This window comes from Bacillus kwashiorkori, from assembly GCF_001375515.1.
GTDB classification, from domain to species: Bacteria; Bacillota; Bacilli; order Bacillales; family Caldibacillaceae; genus Bacillus_BK; species Bacillus_BK kwashiorkori.
Genome location: NZ_CTDX01000014.1, coordinates 23,669 through 45,780 on the forward strand (window position 1 = coordinate 23,669; position 22,112 = coordinate 45,780).

17 protein-coding genes are annotated in these 22,112 nt (G+C 34.3%); 15 read left to right on the forward strand and 2 right to left on the reverse strand.

Features of this window, described 5'->3' with window-relative positions; genetic code table 11:
* The first annotated feature begins 36 nt into the window (after positions 1-36).
* The 14 genes from BN1242_RS05725 (at position 37) to ucpA (ending at position 16,047) form a co-directional block, all read left to right on the forward strand.
* Positions 37-2,676: a lantibiotic dehydratase gene (locus BN1242_RS05725; RefSeq protein WP_062352641.1), complete on the forward strand. Its 2,640-nt coding sequence runs from the start codon at positions 37-39 to the stop codon at positions 2,674-2,676.
* On the forward strand, positions 2,676-3,854 hold the full coding sequence (locus BN1242_RS05730; RefSeq protein ID WP_062352644.1) for a hypothetical protein: 1,179 nt from the start codon (positions 2,676-2,678) through the stop codon (positions 3,852-3,854). The genes BN1242_RS05725 and BN1242_RS05730 overlap by 1 nt, the downstream gene beginning before the upstream one ends.
* Positions 3,855-3,870: 16 nt before the next feature.
* On the forward strand, positions 3,871-5,340 hold the full coding sequence (locus BN1242_RS05735) for a hypothetical protein (RefSeq protein WP_062352647.1): 1,470 nt from the start codon (positions 3,871-3,873) through the stop codon (positions 5,338-5,340).
* Positions 5,341-5,356: 16 nt separating this feature from the next.
* Positions 5,357-7,318 (forward strand): TOMM precursor leader peptide-binding protein, encoded by a 1,962-nt coding sequence (locus BN1242_RS05740; protein ID WP_062352649.1) that lies wholly within the window; start codon positions 5,357-5,359, stop codon positions 7,316-7,318.
* A 10-nt stretch (positions 7,319-7,328) separates the two neighbouring features.
* Positions 7,329-8,255 (forward strand): thiopeptide-type bacteriocin biosynthesis protein, encoded by a 927-nt coding sequence (locus tag BN1242_RS05745; RefSeq protein WP_062352652.1) that lies wholly within the window; start codon positions 7,329-7,331, stop codon positions 8,253-8,255.
* Entirely contained in the window at positions 8,233-9,069 is an 837-nt protein-coding gene (locus BN1242_RS05750; protein ID WP_062352655.1) for a SagB/ThcOx family dehydrogenase, read from the forward strand. The genes BN1242_RS05745 and BN1242_RS05750 overlap by 23 nt, the downstream gene beginning before the upstream one ends.
* A 23-nt stretch (positions 9,070-9,092) precedes the next feature.
* Positions 9,093-10,043, forward strand: a complete 951-nt coding sequence (locus BN1242_RS05755; protein WP_062352658.1) for a hypothetical protein — start codon at positions 9,093-9,095, stop codon at positions 10,041-10,043.
* Positions 10,044-10,064: 21 nt separating this feature from the next.
* A complete protein-coding gene (locus BN1242_RS13160) occupies positions 10,065-10,220 on the forward strand; it encodes a thiazolylpeptide-type bacteriocin (protein ID WP_072136172.1) in 156 nt (51 codons plus the stop codon).
* Positions 10,221-10,274: 54 nt separating this feature from the next.
* Positions 10,275-10,430 carry a thiazolylpeptide-type bacteriocin gene (locus BN1242_RS13165; protein WP_072136173.1) on the forward strand — a complete coding sequence of 52 codons (156 nt, stop codon included), beginning with the start codon at positions 10,275-10,277 and terminating at the stop codon, positions 10,428-10,430.
* 314 nt (positions 10,431-10,744) lie between these two features.
* Positions 10,745-12,202 (forward strand): hypothetical protein, encoded by a 1,458-nt coding sequence (locus BN1242_RS05760; RefSeq protein ID WP_062352661.1) that lies wholly within the window; start codon positions 10,745-10,747, stop codon positions 12,200-12,202.
* Entirely contained in the window at positions 12,202-13,479 is a 1,278-nt protein-coding gene (locus tag BN1242_RS05765; protein ID WP_062352664.1) for an aminotransferase family protein, read from the forward strand. Before BN1242_RS05760 ends, BN1242_RS05765 begins: the two co-directional genes overlap by 1 nt.
* A gap of 10 nt (positions 13,480-13,489) precedes the next feature.
* Positions 13,490-14,239 (forward strand): SDR family NAD(P)-dependent oxidoreductase, encoded by a 750-nt coding sequence (locus BN1242_RS05770; RefSeq protein WP_062352667.1) that lies wholly within the window; start codon positions 13,490-13,492, stop codon positions 14,237-14,239.
* 63 nt (positions 14,240-14,302) lie between these two features.
* Positions 14,303-15,127: a DUF4097 family beta strand repeat-containing protein gene (locus BN1242_RS05775; RefSeq protein ID WP_062352669.1), complete on the forward strand. Its 825-nt coding sequence runs from the start codon at positions 14,303-14,305 to the stop codon at positions 15,125-15,127.
* 128 nt (positions 15,128-15,255) lie between these two features.
* Complete coding sequence (ucpA, locus tag BN1242_RS05780; protein ID WP_062352672.1) at positions 15,256-16,047, forward strand: SDR family oxidoreductase UcpA; 792 nt, start codon at positions 15,256-15,258, stop codon at positions 16,045-16,047.
* A gap of 218 nt (positions 16,048-16,265) precedes the next feature.
* On the opposite strand, the gene BN1242_RS05785 is transcribed toward ucpA, so the two are convergent.
* Together BN1242_RS05785 and BN1242_RS05790 are read right to left on the reverse strand one after the other, a co-directional pair.
* Entirely contained in the window at positions 16,266-17,576 is a 1,311-nt protein-coding gene (locus tag BN1242_RS05785) for an MFS transporter (RefSeq protein ID WP_062352675.1), read from the reverse strand.
* Between the two features lie 420 nt (positions 17,577-17,996).
* On the reverse strand, positions 17,997-20,087 hold the full coding sequence (locus tag BN1242_RS05790) for a DNA topoisomerase III (RefSeq protein WP_062352678.1): 2,091 nt from the start codon (positions 20,085-20,087) through the stop codon (positions 17,997-17,999).
* Between the two features lie 373 nt (positions 20,088-20,460).
* Between BN1242_RS05790 and fumC the strand changes: the two genes are divergently transcribed.
* Entirely contained in the window at positions 20,461-21,846 is a 1,386-nt protein-coding gene (gene fumC / locus BN1242_RS05795; RefSeq protein ID WP_062352681.1) for a class II fumarate hydratase, read from the forward strand.
* Positions 21,847-22,112: the final 266 nt, after the last annotated feature.

The following is a 22,112-nucleotide window of genomic DNA, read 5'->3' on the forward strand; positions in this document are numbered from 1 at the left end:
TGGATTGATGAACTTTTCTATCTAGGAGTTGTTAAAATGAATTACGATAAATTACCAATCTTTCTATTCCGGGTGAATAATATACCAGCACAGCATGCGTATATGTTTGGATCTAATATGCTTGCGGATAAAGTTTCGGAATATTTCAACTCCTCTATTGAACTAGGAGACAGTGTAGAACAATTTATAGAGAAAGCCGAATGGAAAATAAAATTAGTCAATGATGATCGCGAGCGGAAACAGTTAATCAATTTCAAACGAGATGTATTCAACTTAAGACCGCGCATGATGAATCAACTGGAAAAATTGGAACAAATGTTAAAGCAATACGATCTATATATATTAGCTGTTCAAGTACGAAACCAATTAGAACGAAATCATCATTTACGAAGGGAAATAGAAAGTGTACTAGAGGATCAAAGGTTTGCTGAACGTACGTATTTATATGACGCATTCATTAAGGAAACGTCGCTAATGAATTCTTTGAAATTTATACAGGCGACAATTATGGAGAAAGCACGTAGTTATTTCGCTATTCCAGTTGAGAAACATGGCGTAAAACAAAGAAAGTTAGACTCGACGCTATTAAAGGTATTAACTAGAGGTGCGCTAAAAACAAGTCCTTTCAGCACATTAACAAAGGTAGGTGTTGGTGCATTTACTACTGACGCACTGCGAAACGAAAGCAAGAACGGGCATGATTATACGGTTACGAATATAAATATTGCCTATATCCTTCGTGTTTTTGAAAAATTATTACTCAGACCGGCAATAATGAAAAAATTGACCTTTCGCTTTAATGAAACATTAACTATGATGGATAATATCTTCTATTGGACTACGTTGGCTGACCAGCCGTTAAAAAGAAAAAAAATATTTCGGACTGCCGATACGCTAATGAAAATAAAGGTAAATCCAGTAATGGGGCATATATATGAACATTTTAAAGGAAAGCAGAAGTTTAGCTATCAAGAATTAGAGTCGAGTCTAAGTATCATTGGTATAAACAGCTCCCAAGCCTTACAATATTTAACAAAATTAATAGTTAATGACTTTATCCAACCAACTATTGCCCTTGAGGAGCAAAATAACGATATACTAGTAAATTTTATTCATCTAATAGAAAAATTAAATGTACTAGCAGAAGATAATGTTATTAAAGAAGTTCACGGGAACTTAGTTGCAATAAATGAAGAATTAGAACGGTTTGATGAGTTAGATGTGAGAGAAAGTTATCGTAGCTTTGAAGTGATAACGGATTTATTTAAACAGATTGCTCAAGCTGTCCATTTGCCACCTCTAGATGAGAAACTATTACTCTACCAAGATTACTTGACAAAACAAAAAAAATATATAGATCAGACAGAGTGGAATGCTAGAGATAACACACTTGTTACCTTTCAACGTTTGTCGGTTTTATTTGATGCTGTCTTAAGGTTGCAGTATATACTAGGGAGATTTGTGCTTGAGAAATACGGAGAAAAGCGGGTAGCTTTTCATGACAACGAGCATGAAGATGTGATGGAAGTATTGCTAAATGCCATTTTAGAACATGCGGGGCAAATATGGGGAAATCAATTTAATGAGACAGAAATAACATCAAATATTGAAGAAATCAATCAGTTAGACCGAGCGAAGAATAGATTTATTCAACAATTGAAGACTTTAGCAGAGAGCAATTCGGATGTTGTCCATATTAGTAAAGCATACGTAGAAGAATTAATTTCTAGTATGAATTTGGACTTAAGTCATTATGTTCAATCCAATAGTTTTTTTATTCAAAAAGATGAAAGAGATGGTTTTCTAGTTTTAAATAATATGTACGGTGGTTATTTATCCTACTACTTACGATTTCTAAAAAATATGGAAGGTGTATTGGATAATAAAGAGGTTTCACAGTATATAGAAAAAAATATTCGTTCAAGAAATGTGATGGATATATATAAGTCATATGGATTTAATGCAAATGTTCGTCCAAGAATTACGGAATATTCGATTAATGTTCCTAACAGTAGGATCAATGATGAGAGTGGATTTGAGGCAATATATAGTTGGGAGGACCTGGAAATCCAATATAACCCTAATACGAAGAAAATTGACGTATTCGCCAAAGGGAAAAAGGTAAATATTTTGTTTTTAGGTTCGCTAATGACTAGATTAATTCCGTCTATAAGCGCGATGTTACATGCATTATCAGCAAATGGTGTTCTATTCAGAGACATTGGAACTATTTTGTTAGATGATTTTTTACAAAAGAATGTGCAAGACTTTTCTATAAAAACATTTCCAAGAATTATTTTAGATAATCAATTAGTTTTAAGTAGAAAGACTTGGCTAGTGAACTCATCCCAGTTAAATATGATTGGCGAGGATGATGTGGAAGATCAAATAAACCTCTTGAAACTATTAAAAGATAACAACATTCCTCATCGGGTATTTTTACGAAAGATGGGTGGTCAAGCGGAGGACGCGGAAGGTGAAGATACACTGCCAGGTGTATTTGATAAACCACAGTATATCGATTTTACAAGTCCGCTATTATGGAACTTATTTAAAAAAGAGATTGATACATCTCCATACTTTTTATTGACCGAAGTGCTACCTAAACATGAAGATACAAGTGAAAAGTATGTTGAGGAATTATTAGTAGAGTACACAACAAAAGGGGTTAAATGATGAGTAATCAGCAGTTCCAATATATAAAAATGTATCTTTATGAATCAACAAACTTAAAAACATTCTTTTATCAAGTATTAGAGCTTTTGCATCATGAGTTTTCTTTCCTAGAAGATAAAATAATTAAGAAAGGCTGGGTTAATGGTCCTCATTTACATGTTTCCTATAAATGTCCAGAAACGGAATCGAGTGAAGAAGTGAACGAGCAACTATTTAAAGTTATCAAGCATAAATTAGCAAGTTTTGAAGACAGCTGCACAAATGCCGACTATAGGAAGTATGAAATGATTTCAGAAAGATTGGCTCAGGCGGAACGATTTGAAGGTAAATATTTGCCATTAAAACTAAATCATACGATTGAATCAGGAACTTATGATATCTCCCAAATAAAAACGGTGTATGATTGGGAGTTATATAGTCAAATTGAAATTGCTAAAACCGATTTTTTTATTAAAAATTATCAATACTTATCTAGATTAGATGAGAAACAGCGGGAATTATTAAGTGCAAAATTGATGCTTATTACTGCAAGCCATTTTGAAATAGTGTATGGGAAGGAAATTTTAAAAGGGATCAAATTTGGTAACCTCTCATTTAAGTCACACTATGAAGGATTTCTCGCTCAACTTGATTTGATGAATGAGCAAAAGCGTAACCAAATTCTTGCGAAAATGAACGCACAGACAGACATAATGAGTACATTTATTAATGAAGAATTTTCTTATTTTATTGAGGCAGTAGACTTTCAATTTGTTCATTACTATCAAGATGATCGGAAAACACTATTAGATTGGGATCATTTAACAAACGATATTAAAAATTTAATTAAAAATGGTTTAGACGATAATCAAATTCACTTTGATAATTCGCATGACATCACCGCATTTCTTAATCATTCACAAAGATTAAGCAATTTTCATTCTGAATTTGTCACAGAAGATGCTTTTATTCAATTTTCTAAATCGAAAGGATTTCTCACATACCGGCTACTAGTTAATTTTCTGTATCAAGTGTTTCCGTTACTTAACATTTCACCTTTACAAAAAAACAAACTATGTAAGGTGATTAGCACAGAGGCAGAGAAATTTTATCAATTTTCATGGTTAGATTTAAAGCAATTAAGAGGCACAACATATGAAAGTGATGATATTTACCAAAAGATAGGAACAAAAGAATGATAGGAGAAGAATTGATATGAATCAAACGATTAAGGGGGATATTTGGCTAACATACAACGATGAAAAGATTTTAGTAAAGACGAAAAATAAACGTTATCAAATAAAGGATGAAAATACGATTAGGGCATTAACGAATATACTCCCAGAAATAAAACAGAAAACAATATCCACAAGACACATAGTCACCAAAGAACATCCTCAATTATATGGTTTCATTAACAAATTTATTAGCCCTATTCAACCAACACAGCAACTAGAAAACCCAACCTATGAATTTATAAATTTTTTAGAAACACACGAGATTAATAATAGCCGCTTACTATCGATATTAAGCAAGCTTAATCAACATAAAAGGTTAGTAGCGGTAATTCCGGTAAAGACTGTTCCATATATTTTTATCGGTACTGTCGCAGAAATTTTAGGATTTATTATGGAAAATCGGCTCATCGTAAGTAGAGGGAATACGACCATCCATGAACCGATGAATTTGCAAAAATCTATTCAATATTGTTTCAGAGAGGAATTAAATGCTGATAAATTAAGCGTTTATTATATGAATGACCATGAACCGGAACGTTTTACTAAAGTACATATATTCTATGATAAAAGAGGTACCGTTGGAGAATGCAAGGAAAAGGAAGCTTTTGATTTTGAACCTATTGAATTTTACCATGAACCAATCAATGCAATGAAAAAAATAATAAAACAAACACCTTATATATTCCTAGAATACGGTTACTCCCATTTAAAGCAAATACCATTTAAGGTAGCGATGTTAACGTATGTGAATGATGAAAAAGAGCGAACTGCCATCACTAGTGCTGATCATCCATTAAAAGCGCTCTTTGATGTTTTTAAATATGGAATGGGGGATTTTCTGAATTTAGACAATAATGGAGATTCGAGAAACTTCACCAGGTGGGTATGTGTTTCCAATGAGGAAGATGTTTATAAGAATGGTATTCTCCCTCTAGTATTTCAATACTATAAAAAGTGCTTGCCAGATCAATTAGAACAGTCATGCCAGATATTAACCGATTTTGATATAAACTCAAAAATGATTAACACTTTATTAAGTATTCATGAAACAGATTTACTTACTAAAAATATAGAAGTTGCCGTTCTAAAAATGAAAGATTTTCGGTTGTTCCAAGTTCAAGTGATCGTTGATGGATATATTCAAACGACTCAATTCGGTACAAATATAAAACTATTATTAGAAGACACCATTCAACAGTTTTACGCAAAAATTATACAAAATAGCTTTCCGTATGAACAAACAAATAAAAAAGTGGATGAACATAAAGAAAAAAAATGGATCGATCTGTTCAGTGAGGAAGTAACTAGTAGTATTGAGGAAATGAAAAGTGTATTGGAGAAAAACAGGCTAACAGTCACTTATTCACCTTGGAAATATAACTATATTTTGACAGAAACAAAAACAAAATGTTTTAAAATCGCTTTAAGTAGAAAAGAGCATAAATAACGGGAGGTGAAAACAAATGTTATCGAATGTATATTTGTTTAATCGTAATTCGATATTACAACAAACCTTTCAAACTATTGCATCTTCGGAAGGTATTCATGTAACTTTAGCAGACAATTTAGAACAAGTTCCTACTGGGAGTCTATTGCTTTGTTTATTTGATTATTTCGAACTAGACTTTGAAAAGCAAATAGTAACTCATTGTCGTGACCAGCAAATTTCCTATTTTCGGGCTAATTTGCTATTTGAAACAGCAACAATCGGACCGTTTTATTATAAAAACAGTAGCTGTATTCACTGTCTATATGAACGTTTAGCTGCTAATAAACGGGATGATTTAATGTTCGTATATGCAAATTATAACTATTTATTAGACTTAGTCGATACAAAACAACTGATTTGGCGGCAAGAGTTTCTTGAAATCGTTTGTTATGAAGTTATTTCTTGGCTACAGGCAGCTTTCTTTGACCCGGAAAGGGTAGTAAATAATATTGTAGAAATAAATGATGGGATTACAAGTATTCGCAATCATTACCTTTATAAAAATGAATACTGCTCTGCCTGTTTCCAGTTGCCAAATGATGTTAAGGAGTTAGCACAAATTACCTTTGAAAGTCGCATCAAACCATCTTTAACGACATATCGGCTTCGAGAGGATTTAGACCCAAAACAGTTTAAAAGGCGAATGGTAGATTTGAAAACTGGAAAGACAATGCACAGTTATTATGAAGTGGAATCGAAATATGTCCCGATGGTTGGAACAGAAAATTACATTGAACATGAGAAAAATGAAGGCGCCTTTGGTCGTACATTTGACTTCCATAGCTCTGAACTATCTGCCTATTTAGAAGCACTTGAACGATACTCGAACGTTGTAAATCGTAAATCATTTAGTCAAATCTATGCTTCTTACAATGAAGTAAAGGATTTCGCTATTAATCCACAAGAACTAACTTTGCATGACGAAAAATATATGAATGAGCATTTCCGGTTACACAAGTACACAGAGGATACAAAGTTCCATTGGGTATGGGGTTATTCGTTAAAGAAGGAACAACCACTACTTATACCTGAGCAAATGGTATTTTACAAGGATGAATTGGCAAGAGATAATGCAAAACGTTTCGTATATGAGACATCTAACGGTTGTGCTTTAGGTTCTTCATTAGAAGAAGCAATTCTATATGGATTGTTTGAAGTAATTGAACGGGATAATTTTTTAGTCGCATGGTATAACAGGCTACAACTTACAGAGATTGATATAAGCGAGTTAGGCGAGGATTTTCGAATTCTTAATGAAATCATTAAACAAGACGGTTACGAAGTAAGATTTTTTGATACGACAATGGAATTAGGAATTCCTTCGGTGTGGGCGTTAATGATTAATGAAAGGGAAGATGCGGTAGTAAAAACATATTCTGCTGCTGGTTGCCACTTTAATCCAGAAAAGGCCTTAATGAGCGCATTCATTGAAGTTGTTTCCTCCGTCCCAGTTTATAATAAAGTATTTGGTGAAGATCACTTAGTCAAACGGAAAAACTTAATGTTTGAAGATGGAGATCTTGCAACAGAATTTCAAGACCATGTATTACTCTATGCCCATCCAAATGCGGTGGACAGGTTAAGCTTCTTAACGAATACGAATGACAAAAAAACATTGAAAGAATTATATCCATCCTGGTATGAGACTAATCAGTTCAAAAATAAGGACTTAACGAAAGATTTACAGGAACTGCTTAATCGAATTTATCAATATTATGAAGATGTGTATGTTGTTGATATATCTGGAGATTTTATTCAATCATTTGATCTTCGCTGTGTAAAAGTATTTGTGCCTGGAATGTTAACTATGACGTTTGGACATCAATATCGCCGAATGAATTTAGAACGAATATTAAATGGTCCAGTTTTAGCGAGTCGATTAGAAAAACCAATTCAAGAAAGCCAAATAAATCCATATCCACATCCATTTCCTTAAGGTGATACGTATGAAAGAACAATGGAATGCTTTACACATTTTTTATCATGATATGACGAAATATGATTCGCTCATTTTAACAGTTAATGATGAAATGAATCGATATGTTGATTTACAGCTTATTGAAAAATGGTTTTTCATCCGCTACTGGGAAGGTGGACCACATATTCGGCTGAGGTACTTTCCAAAAGATAAGGATGAAGAGATTCGTCAGAAAATAGAAGAAAAGGTCCGATTATTTTGGAAGACACTCCCAATAGAACAAGTGTTAACAAAGGAAGATTATTATGCCAATCATCCGTTTGATGGTGAAAAAAAATCTATGGAGGAACTTCCATGGTTCGATAATCGCTCCATTAAAAGTATCCCATACGTACCGGAAATAGAAAGGTATGGAGGAGCGGAGTCCATAAAATACTCTGAGTCTATATTTATGTATTCTAGTCAGTTAGTTTGTTATTTACTAAAAGCAACAAAACCCGATTCTGCAAAAAAGTTTATTCTAGCTTTAACTTTAACTAAATTGCTAATAGAAGAGCTACTGTGTTTTGATGAGCAAGAAGACTTAATACAATACGCGACTTTTTATAAGCAATATTGGGAACCTTTTGTAGAGGGAAATAGGACAAATGATTTGCTCCATTTGTTTTCGGCTAATAAAAATAGTATCGGAAAATTTTATGAAGCATTAAAGACAAATCAAGTTGTCCAAAGCTACTTTGCGAAAATGGTTTTCGAATTAAATAATGTACGGACGATTATCAATGATGAATTGTATATTCATAGAATTGTTGCTTCACATATACATATGACGAATAATCGTCTCGGTATCTCACCATTTGTTGAATATTATATTAGTGAATATATAAGTAAAAACTATCCTAATCAGGCAGTGAAAAACGAGGTCGATAAGCTTGAAAAAATTGCGCGAATATAAAACGCAAATAAAATTTCCTTTTTTTAACCCGCATTTTCTTTATCGATTTGTTGATGAGATGAAATTAACGAAAGACTTATGGGAAGAAAAGCGACCAAATCATCAATATGAATTTCCAACACTGCCTCAGTTGGCTGAGGGGAATCGACCAATACCGATACCAAGCATTCAGGACTTAACGAAATCATTGGACGTTCGATCCCAATGTTTTTTAAACAGACGTTCATATGAATTGTCTGAATTTGATAGTACATGGACAAAAGAAGAACTTTTCTTGTGGATTAATTTAGCTTTTGGTGTTTCTGCCGAAAAAGTGCTTGAATACACAAATAAAAACGGGGACGTCCAACGGATTACGAAAAAGTTAAGAACGTATCCTTCTGGCGGGGCAATGCTGCCAATAGAAATTCACCTATATATTAAGGACATACTTGGTATCCAAGAGGGCTTATACCGATACGTTGGGGACCAGCAAAACCTAGAATTATATCAAGAGAAATGTTCACTTGAAGATTTAGATAATCTTTCTCCATTAACTTGCCTAAATTTAGAAGGGACATTTTCCTTTAAAAATACAAAAATCTTAACCTTTTTAGTAGGTAACTATCAATGGAGTTTTGCTAAATATGGTTTACTCAGTTATCGCTTAGCCATGATTGAAGCAGGTCATATCGGACAAAATATTCAGCTCGTGGCAACACTTTTAAAGAAAAAGTCCTTGCCAATGTGTGCCTTTTATGATGATAAAGTAGAAGATTTTTTAAATATTACGGAAAATAATCGCAACTGTATATACATGATTGCATTAGGGTGAAGTGAAAGTAGGTGGCCTACTAAATGACTGCCGTTGAATTTATGGATCAAAAGATAAATACGTATGTAAAAATCGATCCATTTTATTATTTTGAAATAAAGGACGGTTATTTGCAAATTACAAATCAAAAATCACATCAACCTAAATATAAAATTAGCATGTCAATATTTAGTGATGTTGAAAAAGATATCATTCATAAGTGGGAGTTAGGAAAAGAAATTGGTGATTATTTACTAATGTTACAAAAGCAACAGGAAAAAGCACCATTACTACAACTAGTCAATAAGTTGAAGGGGAACATTTTTATTAGTGAGGAGTTATTTATAAACCGGGAATGGATATTGGAAAGGCTTCGTTCATTTCATCCAATTATTAGTCCTAGAGATCAGTTTGAGCTATACAAATCGTTGTCTATGCAGCTAGAAACAACTCATTTTCATTTTATCGTCTCATCGAATTATTTGGATCATCCTTTATTGAAAAAATTTCCTAACCGGACGATCTCATATTTACAGGACCAACAAAAATATCTAGACAATCGCACTAATCAAATTCGCTGGATTATTATTTTAGCAGATCATCAATTAACTTTGGAAGAACAACAGATGATACATGAGATAATTGACGATAAAGATTACCTTTTACTATTTATATTGGACGAATGGGACAAGTCAATATTCATTGGACCAAGATTGAAACCAACTATTCACGGATGTCTCGGTTGTCTTTCCCAAACTAAGGAAAGCGTTATTGAACATCATCCAGTAATATTTACTATGCAAAGTCTTAAAAACTACTTTCATCATGTTGTAGAGGAGGAGATATTGTATTTGTTAATGGATGAGTATTTCCGATATACTAGCGATTTCTCAAGTATTATAGGTAAGCAATTTATCTTCAAAATCGAATCAAACAGCATTTCCTATAAGTTACTTAGACGAAATTATCAATGTCCAATCTGTGGACAGACGTAAACTTGAAAGGAGGTGAAACAAATGGAAAATGCACTTAACTTAGACCTAGACTTCGAAGTAATTGAGCTTGATGATGTAACTGCCCTTCCAGAAACAGCAGCATCAAGTGGAAGCTCTGGCGACAAAGTATATTCCACATGTGGATCTAGCTCATGCTGTTCCTCGTGCTGTACGTAATGAATGTAATTTGGAGTATCGGTTTATCGGAATATTTAAGGAGGTGAAAGGGAAATGGAGAACACATTAAATTTAGATTTAGATTTTGAAGTAATTGAGCTTGATGATGTAACTGCCCTTCCAGAAACAGCGGCATCAAGTGGAAGCTCTGGTGATAAAGTATATTCCACATGTGGGTCAAGCTCGTGCTGTTCCTCATGTTGTACGTAATGACAAAGACTGATTAAAGAACACAGTCATGTTCAATAATCAGTCTCCCGGGGAGATATTTAACTACCACCCTAGTAGCATTGATGTAACTGCCCTTCCAAAAACAGTTGTATCAATATTAAATCACTTGTTAGTAGTATATGCGGATTTGCATATAAAAATACATTTCAACAAGAAATAAGTGATTACTAGTGTAGTTAATGTAATATCTCTTACTAGCTATTTTAGCATATGAACGATGAAAATGTAACTGAGGGTGTCTGTAAAGAGAAATACTTTCAGTCACCCTCATCCTTATTAAAGGGGGGGAAGTGATGGAAAAGTTACAATTTGTGATAACGATAACTCAAGACGCAAATGGTTTATTTGAAATGAGGGTAGCAGAAAAATCACCTAATTCTAAACTACGAGAAATGGTATTTCAATCATATTCTCAATGGTTTTCTTTTATGAAACGTAATAGTCTCCATCAATTTTTACTAACAAAAACCGATAAAAATGCAAAAATAATTGATCACATCCTCCGTTTAGCAAAGGAACATCAAATGGAAGATCAAATATTCTTGATTGAGAACAATAACCATCCGTATCCACTTTTGGAGGTGCCCCCATTTGACACATTTATCAATGGTTTTCGAACGTTTCTAACAGGATTGTATCCACACACATATCATTACACAAAAGTGAAACATCTTTTTGTACATAAATCTAACCTTTCCCCCGAATTAAAAATGAGCTTATTAAATAATAGTAATATCAATTCTTCCTATATTTCGCAAGAGGAAGAAGAAGACGATAACTGGTTTGGCATCGCGCAAATCCGCATAGAGAATCAACAACAAATGGAGTACTTTTCGGCGAAACTTCAATTGAATCAACATATTCACAATCAACCATTTGTGTTTATGAAATTGCATCGGTATGTTACTGCTGGGAAAGAAGATTTATTATTAGATAAGCCAATATTTTTAACAATTGATGATCAAGCGGATTTAGATGTATTTTCCCAGCTGGTGATGGATACTTTTTCGAAAGGGCAGATGAAAATAAAAAACATTATACCTAGTTTCAAAGATGAATGTATGTGGGCGGATAAATCAATGTGTTCACTTAGAACAGGTACAAGATTAGCAATAAGTGAGCAAAAAAGGATCTTAGATTCCCCAATTTGTTATTCCTTTAACCATACGGAATTACATCACCAATCATTAAGTCGGTTAATAGAAAGTGAATTCACAAAGTCTTTTATTCAATCTGGATGTAAAAATTGCCCAGCCCTCCTGAACTGTCCAACTTGTATAAGATTACAGCCAGAATCCCTTGAAAAGGAACAATACTGTAACATTCGCAGAGAACAATCATTTGTCACTGATTATGTAAAAATAAGAAACATTTTAAAGACTTTTGTTCATAACAAAGAAAATAAAAATGATGTCGAAGCCTCACTATATTTTTCTACAACGAAAGTAAAAAAATTTTATCAGAGAGAGCGCGTTTTGACAAAAGAAATCAACTATAATGACTGTTTAATATTTTCCTTTCATGATGAGGATTATATTTATATTAATAAAGAATTAAAGTTTTATAAAATTAATCGACCTTTAGCAATAGTCATTGAAGGTATCTTGCTAAATGATAGTGTTGAAAATATTTATCACTTTATGCTGGAAAAGTACCATTGGAAAAGAGAAATGTTCGATAAATTACTGGTAATAGGTGACCAGCTTTTCAAAAAAATTGGCATTGCTAACCGAATGGAGGTATATGATTAGTGAAATATGATAGCTTAATCCACCCCATTTTACCAAGGAAGGATTATGGGAAAATTGTCCAAATTACAGGTGCAAAAAATGCGACTGTTTATAGTGGCGATAAGGAAATAATTGATGGTATTGCAGGATTATGGAATGTTATTTTAGGACATGGCAACCAAGAAATTAATGGAGCAATAGTAGATCAATTAAATAAAGTTGGTTTTATTAATCCATGGACATGCAGCACAGAAGTTGTCTATCAGTTGGCAGAAAAATTAATCCATTTTACAGAAGCGGATTACCATAAAGTGATGTTCACTTGCACAGGTTCAGAAGCTGTAGAATTAGCTATTAAACTAGCTAGAAGGCATCAATCAGCACTAGGAAAACAAAAGAAGAAGTATATAGCAGTTTTTGATTCTTCCTATCATGGTACATATTACGGTTCGATGACGGCCACTGGGGTAGACAGGGAATATTACGAACCGTATGGACCGATGCTTCAAGGATTTGCTTATTTGCCAATTCCGTTTGCAGAAAAAGGGATGACTAATGCCGCACTACAATCGTTGGAAAAATTCTTTGTTACATATGGGGAACAATTAAGTGCCTTTTTAATGGAACCAATATTAGGAGTTGCCGGTGTTGTGAAAATACCTGATGTTTATTTCAAACGTTTGAAGGAATTGTGTGAACAGTATGGTGTTCTAATAATATTTGATGAAATTAGTACGGGCTTTTATCGTACTGGTCCGAAGTTTGCCTTTCACGATATGGAAATAACTCCGGATCTATTATGTTTATCTAAAGGCATAAATAATGGGGTATTGCCGCTAGGAACAGTTCTTATGAATAAAAAAATTGCAGATAAGATTCGTGAGGAGGATTTTATTAACCATTTATCAACTCAAAATGCAAATCCCGTCTGTTGTGCAACCGCAGTCAAAACGATGGAAATTCTAGAAAGGGACCAATACGGAGAAATTGTGAAGGAAAAAAGCGCCTATTTTTATGAAAAATTAATACAATTACAAACGGAAAGCTCCTTTGTACACGATATAAGATGTGTTGGGTTAATGATTGGAATCGAGTTAAAAATGGAAAATGATTTTTCATACATATTAGATTTTACAACGAAATTAGCAGAGGAAGGTGTTTTAGTTTATCCATACTTTAATCAATACTCAACGGGGATTATGTTAATGCCGCCATATATTATTACTTACCACGAAATCGATAAAATTATCACCATTTTAAAGACAACTTTCGCTAAACAGTTAGTGAATGTAAAGTAGGGAGGAAACAATGGAACCGACCGTTTTAATTACAGGTGCAGCAAGTGAGATTGGACAGGCAATAATTAAAAAGTTTTTAGGCAATGGATATAGAATAATTGCAACGGAGATAGAAGAGCAAGTAGGACTGTTGATGACCAATTTAGAAGAAGTACCGCCAACAGCAAATAAAATGGTGGATGTTTATCCTTTAAATTTAGAAAAAGAGGAAGAAATTCACGATTTTACAAATAAGATATTGCTTCGTTCTCCTATTCATATACTAGTAAATGTTGCAGGGATAAATATATTAAAAAAGTTTTTTGAATGGGAAGCAGCAGATTTACGAAAGGTAATGAATATTAATTGGGTAGGTACGTTTTTGCTAACTCAAGCAGTTGCGGAAAGAATGGTATTAAATTCGATTGAAGGTTCCATTACGACAATCGCATCCCAACATGGAATGGTAGCTAACTATGAAAGATTTCCGTATTGTGTTAGTAAAGCTGGCTTAATTGAACTAACGAAGGTATTAGCATTAGAATTAGCCCCGTTTCGAATCAGAGTGAACTGTATTTCGCCAACATATGTTTTGACAAATAAAAATAAACATATACTGCAAAGTAATCAATATGTTAACGAGGAATTAGCAAAAATACCATTAGGTACTTATGCTACACCAGACGATATTGCCGCCGCAGTAGAGTATTTAAATTCTTCAGCTTCAAGAATGGTTACAGGACATAATCTTGTAATTGACGGTGGATGGACCATTCAATAATTTTACTTGATTGTTATGTTCATAGGGAATTCAGTGAGAGAATTTTTTTAAGGAGTAGAGCGAATGAAGAAATCTTTTTATGTTCTCATTTTAACTGGATTGATCATGATAATTTCGGGCTGTATGCCTCAAAAGGGGGAAGAAATAAATATTACTTATGAATTTACAGAAAAGGATTTGAAAGGGCTACAATCTATCAATATATCTGCCCCAAGTACTAATTTAATTGTTAATACAGTAGAAGACGAGATTATTACCGTGCAATTGCATGGGGAATTTGGCGGAAATGAAGGAGAAAAGGAAAAATTAATTAAAACTTGGATGGAAGAATCTACATTCCATACGATTATTAATCCACCAATTAGTAAAAAATGGATGACAGGGGAGTTAGATCTGATAATCAATATTCCAAAGAGGAATTATGACGAAGTAGCTATTGAAGTAACTAGTAAACAATTAAAAATGTCTCCGTTTGAAGCGAAAACATTTCAATTAATTACTACTTCAGGAACTAGTACTATTGAAGGCTTTTCTGGAGAAAAATTTTCTATTACTGGAACATCGGGAGATATAAAACTGGAAAATTTTTCAGGAGAAGGAAAAATAGAAATGACATCGGGTAATCTTAGTGTGAGAATGACTGAAATAACAAGTCCCGTATCCATAAAGAATACGTCAGGGAAAATCTCCTTTTTTACTCCATTAGATATGAAATTTCAGCTCGATGCCAATATAAGACCAAATCGTGTCAAGATGGATCCGCGTTTGAAAGTGAATTTAACTAGTAAGGAAAATAAAATTATCGGAAAAATAAACCAACCAGTGGCGAATGACCCAACCATTTTTATTCGGACAAATTCAGGCAGATTGGAGATAAAGTCCTATTAATTTCTTCAATAAGTAGTAACTAGAGTAATTATGATATTTGACAATTTGTCTAATCTTGAACATTCGCTATTTTATGCAATACATTTTATCGTATAATAATATTGAATATAAATGAAAAGAGTGATTTCATGAAAAAGATGGACGGAAAAGTAGCTATTATTACTGGAGCGGCAATGGGGAATGGAAAAGGAATTGCCGAGGTGTTAGCAAAACATGGTGCAGCTGTCATTTTAGCGGATATTTCTGACAAAGTGTTTGTAGTGGAAAAGGAATTACAAGAAAAAGGTTATGACGCGATGGCTGTCAAAATGGATGTAAGCGACAAAGAAAATGTTACCGCTGGAGTAAGAAAGGTAATTGATAAGTACGGAAAAATTGACGCATTAGTAAATAATGCAGGTGTAGCACGACTGGCCAACTTTTTAGATATGGATGAGGAACTACGAGATTTCCATTTTAATATTAATATTAACGGGGTTTGGAATGTTACAAAAGCGGTATTACCTTATATGAAAGAAAGACAATATGGAAGAATTGTTAATCTCTCTTCCGTAACAGGAACAATGGTTGCGGATGAGGGAGAAACAGCATATGCAACGACAAAGGCAGCTGTCATGGGCTTCACGAAAGCGCTAGCTAGAGAAACTGCAAGTTACAATGTAACCGTAAATGCAATCTTGCCAGGATATATTTTAACACCAATGGCGGAATCAATCGCAAAAGAATCAAACCCAGAAAATCCGCAAGAAGTCATCGATGGGATTGCCAGTGGAGTGCCCCTCGGTCGTTTAGGTAAAATTGAGGAAGTAGGAGAGCTCGCCGCATTCCTTGCATCCGATGAATCTAGCTACATAACAGGAACTGGTATTGTTATTGATGGTGGTAGTACCTTGCCTGAAACTGTTTCAGTTGGAGTATAAAGTTTATATATAAAATTAAGATAAACGCTCGTCAATTAGACTTTCAGTAATGGAATTTTTTCTTAAAATAATTGGGTTGTCTATAAGGGATTATTTAAAGTAGAAGAATTTTCTGCTTAGTAAATTTTACTTTTTAGACAACCCTATTTTTATATCTAAAGTCTTTTTGTAAAAATACAGAACTAAGGAATAAAAATACCAAGAAACAATAAAACCAACTATAACGGCATTTCTACTTCAGTAGGTTTCCCGTGCTTTTTCTCTAATTCTGGATGTGCCCGCCTTACAACGGACGGCCTTGCAAGAATAAGTACGATTGTAATGAGTAAAGTAGCTGAAGAAATTAATATCCATTGGGCGGGTAAGACGTCATATAGCAAACCGAATAAAACCATTCCTAAAGGCATTAATGCCATTGCCATTGTTTCGATAATGGAAAAAACCCTTCCTTTATATTCGTCATCAATCTTCTTTTGCAACATTACTTGAATAGGTGTATTAACAATAATAACTAACGATCCGAATGTAAACATTAAAATAATATAATAAAGAAAATTACCAATATAGGAAAAGGTTATTAGTAAAGGGATGCTAACTGCGCCCATAACGGCACCCATAAAAAGAATGCCCCATTTTGAGACAAGCATTGGATAGCGCACTTCTTTTCTAGCAGAAAAGTAAATGGATAGTAATAGCATACCTACTGCAAACGCTCCTTGGGTAAAACCAAAATGCTCGGAATTGATTTTCAATTTTTCTATTAATATAAATGAATAGCCAACTTCAAAAGCCCCAAACAGAAAGTTAATAATTAATGATATCCAAACTAAAAGCATAATAATCGGCTGTAGTTTTAAATAGCTAATTCCTGCTTTCATATTTTGCCAAACAGATTCCTTTTGATTATCCATTCTATCACTTATTTGTTCTTTATGTTTTGAGAATAAATTAAAATCCATCGTCGCCTCAAGACAAACAGCGACAATCGATGCAATAATATAAATAACTAAAAACACGGGCATAGAAACATTACCATATAAAATACCTCCGACAGCAGGACTGCCAATCGCAGCAAAGGATATGGACATTTGATTTAATGACATTGCTTTTTGAATGCGCTGTTCATCAATAAGTCTGCTAATAGATGAAGTAAAGGTTACTCCAGAAAAGGTAGCGGTTACCGATAAAATACAAGTTGTTGTATAGATAGCAATCAATGACAAACCAATAGTCAAACTGACGATCAGCAGCCCAATTATCGCCAAGGTAGTAATAATTTGTGAAATAATGACAATGGCTTTTCGTGAATAATTGTCTGCTAAATATCCCGCAAATGGAGCCATCAATGTCCTTGGTAAAATAGCACAAATTAAGTTCGTGGCAAAATTAGTGGCAGATCCCGTCAACTGTAAAATATAAAAACTAATCGCAAAGGAATACACTTGCGCCCCAAAGGTGGAAATTAATTTGCTCGTCACAAATGTCCAAAGATGGTACGTTGCCCTTTTTATTTTTACGGATTCATTCATAAATATCCCCCAGTCCCCAAATTGCAAAAGTTTCATAATTATAAAAATCATAACACAAGAAATTTGAATCGTGTTAAATATAAGTGAAATAAAGTTTTGAGCGCATATTTACTTGCTAAATATGATAGAAAGGTCGAATCAGCGGTGACTGAAAAACTGTGCCATTTTTTGAAGTAAATTATGAAATAGGAGCAAAGAACTCGTTTATTTTAGTGCCCCCAACCAATCACGATTCATCCCCGAAGTTCGCTTTTCAAAACAGTGTGATTTTCTGTCTCCATATATGTAATGATAAAAAAATATAGATAAAGGCTCGTATTTCCACTATTCTTTACTAAGACATTCAATCAAAAAAACCCGCCTCATTTTGAGACGGGCATTGCTTGCACCATTTCTATTTTAATATCAAAAAGATAAAGATTAATCGCCTTTTTCTTCCAACGCCTGTTTTAATAAATCACCGAGCGCCGTACCAAACGTTTCTTTTTTCGTGTATTTTTGCACTAATTTTCTTTCTTCTCGTTTATTTACAGATTTTTTCCTTTCCTCTGCCTGCTCTACAATATTGCATTTGCGGCATTGGAAGTATAGCCCAGCCTTCCCGTTATGCATCTCCATTTTTGAATGACATTGTGGGCATCGCCGATTGGATTTTTTCGGTTCCTTATGTTTACGGAAGGAACAAGACAAGTTTGAACAAACAAGAATTTTCCCTTCCTTCGTATTTCGTTCTTTTAAAAATGACCCACATTCTGGGCATTTAGAACCTGTTAAATTGTGAGCGCGGTATTTTATGTCACTCTTTTTTATATCAGACACTAATTTCTCCGTTTGTTTTCGAATATTGGCCAAAAATTTCTTCGGACTCGCGTTTCCTTTTGCAATCAACTCTAATTCCTTTTCCCATTTTGCGGTTAACTCCGGTGATTTTAACTCATCATGAACTAATTCGATTAACTGTTTTCCTTTTGGAGTAGGAAAAAGGCGTCCATTATTTCGTTCAATTACTTCCGTTTCCAAAAGTCTTTCGATAATTTCCGCTCGGGTTGCTGGTGTACCAAGCCCATATTTTTCCATCTGTCCGAGTAAATCGGCTTCCGAAAATCGCAGTGGTGGCTCGGTTAATTTTTCTTCCAGGTCAACTGACCGAACAGATAGTTTGTTCCCAACACGAAGTTCACCTAGTTTTGTACTAGTAGCATCGATTTCCGTATTCTGAAGTTGTTTAAATCCTAGTTGTTTAACTATCGTTTCTTTTGCCGTAAATTTTTCTCCACTAACAAGGAAATTTACATGTACAGTTTCGTATTTATATGGCGGATAAAATAAACCTAAAAACTTCCGAACGATTAAATCATAAATTTTCCGTTCATCATTGTCTAAATCACTCAGATGCACGCGTTGTTCTGTTGGAATAATCGCATGATGATCTGATACGTAGTTATTATTAAATACCCGTTTTGCTAATACTTTCCCTTTATTTTGAATGAGCGGGCGAACTTCGTCGTAAGCGCCAGATAACGCTTGAAGTCGTTCCAACATTGTATTTTCCATATCTGTCGTTAAATATCGGGAATCTGTCCGTGGATAAGTAACTAGTTTATGTTGTTCATATAATTTTTGTAAAACCGATAATGTTTTCTTGGCGGAAAAACCGTACCGTTTATTCGCATCACGTTGTAGCTCATTTAAATCATAAGGAAGTGGTTGCTGTTCAGATTTTTCCTTCCGTGTAACTGACATTACCTCAGCACTTCCGTGTTCCACCTTCTCCACTATTTCTGCTGCTTTTTCTTTAGAAAAAATTCGCTGTTCTAAAGAGTCATTAGTCCAAACGGCAAGCAATGAACCTAATTTGGCACTAATTGTCCAATAGGGAATAGGAACAAATTTTTGAATTTGTTTTTCCCGATTTATTATAAGTGCTAATGACGGTGTTTGTACACGACCGGCAGAAAGTGGATCTTCGTATTTAGTCGTTAACGCGCGGGTGACATTTAACCCGATTAACCAATCTGCCTCTGCCCGACATACAGCAGAATCGTATAAGTTATTAAATTGTTCACCTGGTCGTAAATTTTTGAATCCATCGCGAATTGCTTTATCTGTTACGGAAGAAATCCATAGTCTTTTAATTGACTTTTTCCAACGAATTTTTTCCAAAATCCATCGGGCAACTAATTCCCCTTCCCGTCCAGCATCAGTAGCAATGATTATTTCTTTAATATCTTTTCGCTTTGCAAGATTATCGATAGCACGAAATTGATGGCTCGTTTGTTTAATGACTTTGAGCCCCATTTTCTCGGGAACAATTGGCAAATCCTCTAATTTCCAAGTTTTGTATTTACTATCATAATGCTCTGGCATTTTCAGTTCTATCAAGTGCCCGAGTGCCCAAGTGACGATGTACTGATTTCCTTCGATGTAGCTTTTGTTTATATTTTTAAGACCGAGCACCCTGGCGATTTCTCTTGCTACACTCGGTTTTTCTGCAAGTATAAGTGATTTCATAATTACTCCTTTCCGTGAGCTAAAATTATTATTTCATAAAATGGACGTTAAATTAATCATGACTTTTTGATAAAGGTTGATTATTCGCTTCGGGTGGACGCTTTCCCTTCCAGTCAACCTAGATTTATCTCTTAATCCTAAGAACAAAGATGTTTTAGAAAAGTAATCTAAACACACACCACCTATCCAGTATAACGAAAAAAAATAAAAAGCGAAATGTAGTACAGGCTGAGTGAATATTACAGACGTATTAGCAGGTTGGTAATGTGACATGGATAATCTTAAAATCTAGCAAATTATTCGATTACTTTGCAGAGATTGACTATAATAGAAGTGGAGTTATTTTTTTGGAAAAATATTAGGAGGGGTAATTATGGATTATCGCATTGAACGAGATACGATGGGAGAAGTGAAAGTGCCTGCAGATAGATACTGGGGTGCACAAACGCAAAGGAGTTTAATGAACTTCGCCATTGGGATTGAGAAAATGCCGATCGAAGTAATTAAAGCGTTTGCAGTTTTAAAAAGAAGCTGTGCGGTTGCTAATAAAAAATTAGAAAAATTGCCGGAAGAAAAGGCAGATACAATTGTTACAGTAGCCGATGAAATTATTGCAGGAAAGTATGATGATCATTTTCCGCTAAAAGTATGGCAAACTGGAAGCGGTACGCAGTCGAATATGAACTTAAATGAAGTAATTGCTAACAGAGGCAATGAGATTTTACGTGAAAAAGGATCTGAACATAAACTTCATCCAAATGATGATGTGAATATGGGTCAAAGTTCAAATGACACATACCCAACAGCCATGCATATCGCAACGGTAGAATTCGTTACGAAAAACTTAGTTCCAGAAATTAAAAACTTTAAAGCTACATTAGAAGAAAAATCAAAAGCGTTTCAAGATATCGTCAAAATTGGTCGCACTCACTTACAGGATGCAACACCATTAACGTTAGGCCAAGAAATTAGCGGCTGGGTACATATGTTGGATAGATCATTACTAATGGTCGAGGAAAGTACGGATAAAATGAAGGCACTTGCTATCGGTGGTACCGCTGTAGGAACTGGGATTAATACACATCCAAAATTCGGCGCAATGGTAGCAGAGGAGATTACTAACTATACAGGTATAGAATTTTATTCATCGGATAATAAATTCCATGCGTTAACAAGTCATGATGAAATTACTTATGCTCACGGTGCATTGAAAGCGCTAGCGGCAGATTTAATGAAAATTGCCAATGATGTGCGCTGGTTAGCATCTGGTCCAAGATGTGGAATTGGTGAAATTACGATTCCTGAAAATGAACCAGGTTCCTCCATTATGCCTGGAAAAGTGAACCCAACCCAGAGTGAAGCGTTAACGATGGTTGCAGTACAAGTAATGGGCAATGACGCAACGATTGGTTTTGCAGCAAGCCAAGGTAATTTCGAATTAAACGTATTTAAACCGGTTATTCTCTATAACTTCATTCAAAGTGCACGACTATTAGCAGATGGAATTCGTTCCTTCAATGAACATTGTGCGGTAGGAATTGAACCAAATCGTGAAGTTATTGACAAATACTTGAAAGAATCGTTAATGCTAGTAACTGCTTTAAATCCACATATCGGTTACGAAAAAGCAGCACAAATTGCTAAGCTTGCACATAATGAAGGTACTACTTTAAAAGAAGCGGCATTAAAACTCGGCTATTTGACTAGTGAAGAGTTTGACGAATTCGTTAATCCAGCGGAAATGGTCATGCCTAAATAAAAATTGAATGAAAATGAAAGCGCCCGTGAAAAGGAAATTCCTACTTCACGGGCTTTTTTTGAAGTTAAGCTATAAGAGAGGTTTAAATGTTACTATGCGTCAGGAACAGTATGCGATTAAAATATAAAAATACGTTGATAGTAAAGTAGAGTTATTTAAACTAACGGGTCTATAAACCAAAGTTGGAACGATTAATCCGTAAATAAATGATAAAAGTCAAAGAGGCTGGGACATAACAGTTGAGAGATCCTGACCCTTTTGTTGAT